Origin of the sequence: Pseudarthrobacter phenanthrenivorans, from assembly GCF_000813845.1 — a bacterium.
In the GTDB taxonomy this organism is placed as follows: Bacteria; Actinomycetota; Actinomycetes; order Actinomycetales; family Micrococcaceae; genus Arthrobacter; species Arthrobacter phenanthrenivorans_B.
The window spans coordinates 1-4358 of sequence record NZ_JWTB01000037.1 but is presented as its reverse complement, the minus strand read 5'-3'; the positions used below and the strand labels follow the sequence as shown (position 1 = coordinate 4358).

The 4358-nt window shown below is 67.2% G+C and carries 2 protein-coding genes; both read right to left on the bottom strand.

The window, feature by feature from the left end; all coding sequences use genetic code 11:
• Positions 1-147 precede the first annotated feature (147 nt).
• Positions 148-3207: a glycoside hydrolase family 2 TIM barrel-domain containing protein gene (locus RM50_RS17275; RefSeq protein ID WP_082007129.1), complete on the bottom strand. Its 3060-nt coding sequence runs from the start codon at positions 3205-3207 to the stop codon at positions 148-150.
• A gap of 93 nt (positions 3208-3300) precedes the next feature.
• The gene (locus RM50_RS17270) at positions 3301-4308 is read right to left on the bottom strand and encodes a LacI family DNA-binding transcriptional regulator (protein ID WP_043455183.1); all 1008 of its coding nucleotides are present in this window, start codon (positions 4306-4308) and stop codon (positions 3301-3303) included.
• Positions 4309-4358 lie beyond the last annotated feature (50 nt).

Sequence of the window (4358 nt, the reverse complement as noted above, 5' to 3'; positions counted from 1 at the left end):
ACCCGGCCCATCGCAAACCGGGGCGAAAGTGACTCCCGCACCGTCAGAAACCGCGGATTGCAGCGGTCTTTGGCGGCGCAAGGGGTCCTTCCGCCCTCATCGGGCACTTCTATTGCCCATGTGGAGTGGCACACATCCCGAGGTTCCCTAGCCAAGCACGCGAAGGACCACTTCGAAGTCAGCCTCCCGGGGTTTCAGCCGGTACGGTTCCAACACCCCCGGGCCGCAGGCGGCCGTTCCCACACCCCTGAGGATGTGGTCCACGTAGATGTAGCTGCGGCCGTCCGCCGGAAGATCCGGACGGTGCGTGGCCGCCTCGAGCGCACGGAGGCTGTAGGGCCGAACGGTCAGGGCAAAGGGCTCACCGGCCACGCTCAATTGACGGCCACCTGTTTCGAGCACCGCGGACACCACACCGGACCGGGCTCCCGATTCCTGCGGCCGGACATAATCGACGTCCAGCTCACCGAGTGGGAGTTCAAACCATCCCACCCGGGCACCTTGGCCGGTGTCCGGGTAGCTCTGGTGCGGCCCTTGGCCGAGCCAGCTGACCGCGCTGGTTTCGGCGCCCAGCACGAGCTCCACCCCAATGCGTGCCCACTCCACCCCGAAGCCCGCGTTGACCCAGTCCCCCACCGGCCGGACCTGCGTCCGCAAAGCCAGGGAGCCGCCGCCGCTGGTCCACAGGTAGTCAACCAATACTCCGAACTGCTTGTCCGCTGCAGCCATGCGGGTGCTGACGCGCAGCTGCTCACCTCCGTCGGCTGCCGGCTCTGCAGTGATCCCGAGGAGGCGGGTGTGCATCCGGTCCAGCCCCGCGTCCTTCCACTGCGCAGCAAGGGGCCGCGGGTCGTCGCTCCCCCATTCGCGGCCAAGATCGTTGTCGGTGGGAGGCCACCAGAGGACCAGGCCGAACTTGTCCACGGGAAGTCCGCCAATGGCTGTGGGCATGCCTGTGGCCCGGCTGAAGACGGCGGTACCGAGGCGCAGTTCGCGGTCCCCGGCCTCCACAGTGTCTTCGGCACGGACACCGGTGGGTGCAGCGGCGGAACGGACCGACTGGCCCCAGGCAACCTCATGTCCTGCAGCCGCCCAGGGGGCATCCATGGCGAGCACAGCACTCACGGTGAGGACCGCGGTCCCGCCCTCAGGGCCCTCCGAACCATCCGGCCGTTCATGCTGGCCGGCCGCGTAGCCGGCAACCTCAGCCGGCAGGTCTACCACGGCCTCGGATTGGGCCGCCAACGGCGCAACGGCCACTGTTCCCTCAAGCCGCGTGCCGCCGTCGGCCTCCACTGTGTAGTGGAAGCGGAAGGCGGAGGTATCCGCAAAGTCCTGGCCGTTCCGGACTGTGAAGCTGGCCCACGAGTCCGGGACCGCGATGTGCAGCGGCTCCACCACCTTCTTGAAATCAAGCAGGCCGGGGCGGGGCTTGCGGTTGGCGTCCACCAGGCCGTCCGTGACGAAGTTTCCGTCGTGGACTTCCTCACCGAAGTCACCACCGTAGGCGAAGTGCTCGCCTCCGCCCGGAGTGGGAACGGTGATTCCGTGCTCCAGCCATTCCCAGACGAACCCGCCCATCAGCCGCGGATACTTCTCGAACAGCTCCTGGTACTCGCTCATGCCTCCCGGGCCGTTGCCCATGGCGTGGACGTATTCGCACAGCACGAACGGCATGGCACGTCGACGCCCGTCCAGTTCGGGGTCCTCGAGGGCCGGTTCAATGCCCTGCCCGATGAGCGCGGTTTCGGCCTGGCTGGCGTACATCCGGGAGTAGACGTCCACGTCCGGTGACGACCAGTCGCCCTCGTAGTGGATGGGACGGGATGGGTCGCGGTCCTTGGCCAATCGGGACATGGCTGCAAGGTTCCGGCCAGTGCCTGCCTCGTTACCCAGGGACCACATGATCACCGACGGATGGTTCTTGTCGCGTTCGACGGTTCGACGCATCCGGTCGAGCAGCGCATCCTCCCATTGCGGATCATCGCTTGGATTCTGCGCCCAGCCCGCGCTGTGGAAGCCGTGCGTTTCCAGGTCGCACTCAAGGACCACATAGAAGCCCAGCTGGTCTGCCAGTGCCAGGAATTCGGGGTGCGGCGGGTAGTGCGAGGTCCGGATGGCGTTGATGTTGTGCTGCTTCATCAGGCGCAGTTCCGCCTCCACGACGTCGCGTGGCACCACACGTCCCAGCCGTGGGTGGTGCTCGTGGCGGTTGACGCCCCGCAGCAGGATGCGGCGGCCGTTCACCTTGAACTGGGCGTCTTCGATAGTGATGCTCCGGAAACCCAGCCGGAGGGAAACGGTCTCCCCCGGGGTGCTGACGGTTGCATCGTAGAGGCGGGGTATTTCGGCGGACCACGGAGCCACCTCAGGGATGTGGTGTTCCACCCCTGCCGGAAGTTCCAGGGAGAGCTCGGGAACACGGACGACGGCGTCAATCGCCTGGCCGGCCCGGGTCGCCTCGATGCGGAGGGTGCCTTGGCCCGTGGCGGGGTCATAACCGGCGTGGACGAAGACGTCGTCGATGCCGTCCGAGGGGCGGGCCTGCAGGGTCACGTCCCGGAAGATCCCCGGCAGCCACCACATGTCCTGGTCCTCCACGTAGCTGGCGGCGGAGAACTGGGCCACCCTTACGGCCAGGGTGTTGGTTCCTTCGACGAGGATGCCCGAGACGTCGAACTCATGGGCCAGCCGGCTTCCGCGGGTGGTTCCGAGCTCCACTCCGTTGAGCCACACGGTGCCGGCGGAATCGACGCCGTCGAACCGGAGGAGGGCATCGGGAAGGAATTCCGGTCCTGCGTGGAAGGTCACCAGGTGGTCACCGATGGGGTTGGCGTCAGGGACGTGGGGTGGTTCCACCGGGAAGGGGAACTGGACGTTCGTGTAGGCCGGGCTTCCATGCCCGTGCATGTTCCAGCTGGACGGCACAGGGAGGGTGGTGAAGCCGGAAAGGTCTGTGCCGTGCTGCCACCCGTCGTTCGGGGCTGTCCGGATTCCCGGGCTGAGCCGGAACCGCCATTCCCCGTTGAGCGACAGCCTGGGCGCATCCGACAGCAAATACGCACGCGGAGGGAGGGACCCTTTGCCTGGGCCGCTCCGGGCCAGCTCGCGGACGCCCTCAGCGCCGACATCGAGGGGGCGGGGGGTCCCCGCGGCGGTCGAAACGGGCGGGACGCCGACAGTTGCGGCGGAGGTATTCGCTGACATGGATTTCCTTCGGGGAAGAAGACTGGGCCTGCTGCGTGAACGTTCACGAACCGTGACAAGATCATATCCTCCTACGGCCTATTTGAGTAGGGGTCAGGCGGACTGCCGGACGATCAGCTGGTGCTGCAGGGTGAGGTAGGCGCCAGGGCTCCGGTCCTGGATTGATCCGGACAGCAATCCATCCAAGAGGCCGACGGCGGACCGCCCCACGGCACGCAGGTCCAGTGAGAGCGTGGTCAATTCGGGCGTCAGGAGTTCCCCGAGCGGTATGCCATCCATACCGATCACCGAACAGTCGCCGGGAACTGCCACCCCGGACTCCCGGAGTGCCTTCAACGCGCCTGCTGCCATCAGGTCGTTGAACGCGAGGATGCCGTCGGGGCGTTCACCGTCGGCTGCAAGCAGGGCCACTGCTGCCCTCGCCGCGGCCGCGGAGGGGTGCGCCCGGATGAGGGCAAGCTGGATCCCTGCCTGCTGCGCCACGTCGACTGCAGCCGCGCTCCGGTTGTTGGCCGGGTGCCCTTGGTCTGTGTCCAGGAAGACGATGTTCCGGCGTCCGGTTGCTGCAAGGTGGGTGAGGGCCAGCCGCGCTGCGTGGCGGTAGTCAAAAGAAATCCCGCCGGCAGTGTCCGCCCCCGGGGAATCCAGGGCCACGACCGGCCGCCGGCCCATCAAGGCCTGCGCTTCATCCGGGTGCGGCTCGAGATATCCGATCAGGGCGTCCACCTGTGGCGCCAGGCGCGAGGCGGCGTCTGCGGCGCTTCCCGTGCCATGGCCATAATCATCAACCACCACATTCCAGCCGCGTTCCGTGGCAGCCTCCACCACGCTTGAGGCGAAGGCGGGGAAGTACGGGTTGGTCAGGTCCGGGATGGCCAGGCCCACCGAGATCCCGGCCCCCTGCACCAACCCCTTCGCAAACCGGCTGGGCGTGTAGCCCAGCTCCGCCGCGATTCCCTGGACCCGCTCCCTGGTCCCGGCACTGATGCCGGCCATATTGTTCATGGCCCGGGTCACTGTCTGGCGGGATACGCCGGCGGCGGCCGCCACATCCAGGATTGTGGCGCGCCTGTCCCGGGGGTTTGGGGCTTGGGGGTTCATCACCCGTAAGTGTACCGGCGTTAAAAGCCGCAGGGCCCTGACGTGTCGTT